General features: G+C 41.6%; 1 protein-coding gene. It reads left to right on the top strand.

Translation table 11 applies throughout. The annotated features are described in order from the left end of the window. Positions 1-723 (top strand): glycoside hydrolase family 3 N-terminal domain-containing protein (locus tag ABXT06_RS22710; protein ID WP_354592757.1); only part of this gene is annotated, 723 nt, incomplete at both ends.

The following is a 723-nucleotide window of genomic DNA, read 5'->3' as shown; positions in this document are numbered from 1 at the left end:
GTTTTGACGTAATTCATGGCTATAAAACGTTAAGTCCGATTCCGCTGGCAGAAGCAGCGAGTTGGGATTTGGATGCGATTAAGAAATCGGCAGCGATTGCGGCAGATGAAGCTTCGGCATCTGGAATTAATTGGACTTTTGGACCAAATGTCGATGTGGCAAATGATGCCCGTTGGGGACGAGTGATGGAAGGTGCGGGAGAAGATCCGTATTTGGGAAGCAAAATTGGCTACGCTCGAGTAAAAGGTTTTCAGGGTGAAACAGCTGCCGATTTGGCTAAAGTAAATACGATTGCGGCTTGTGCGAAACACTTTGCGGCGTATGGTTATGTTGAAGCGGGTTTGGAATATAATATTGTAGATATCAGCAATTCTAAATTGTACAATTCGGTTTTGCCTCCTTTTAAAGCGACTGTTGATGCTGGAGTTAGAACATTTATGAATTCGTTTAATACATTGAATGGTGTTCCAGCAACTGGAAATGCCTTCTTGCAAAGAGATATTTTAAAAGGAAAATGGAAGTTTGACGGATTTGTGATTTCTGATTATGCTTCGATTCGCGAAATGATTGCGCACGGTTATGCAAAAGACGAAGCCGATGCAACTGCGAAAGCTGTAATTGCAGGTTCTGACATGGATATGGAATCGTATTTGTATGTGGCGAAATTGGTTGATTTAGTAAAATCTGGAAAAGTAAAAGAATCTTTGGTTGATGATGCCGTTC

The sequence above is a fragment of the Flavobacterium sp. UW10123 genome (assembly GCF_040538975.1).
GTDB lineage: Bacteria > Bacteroidota > Bacteroidia > Flavobacteriales > Flavobacteriaceae > Flavobacterium.
The sequence above is the reverse complement of the archived record's forward strand: the minus strand, read 5'-3'. Positions and strand labels throughout refer to the sequence as shown.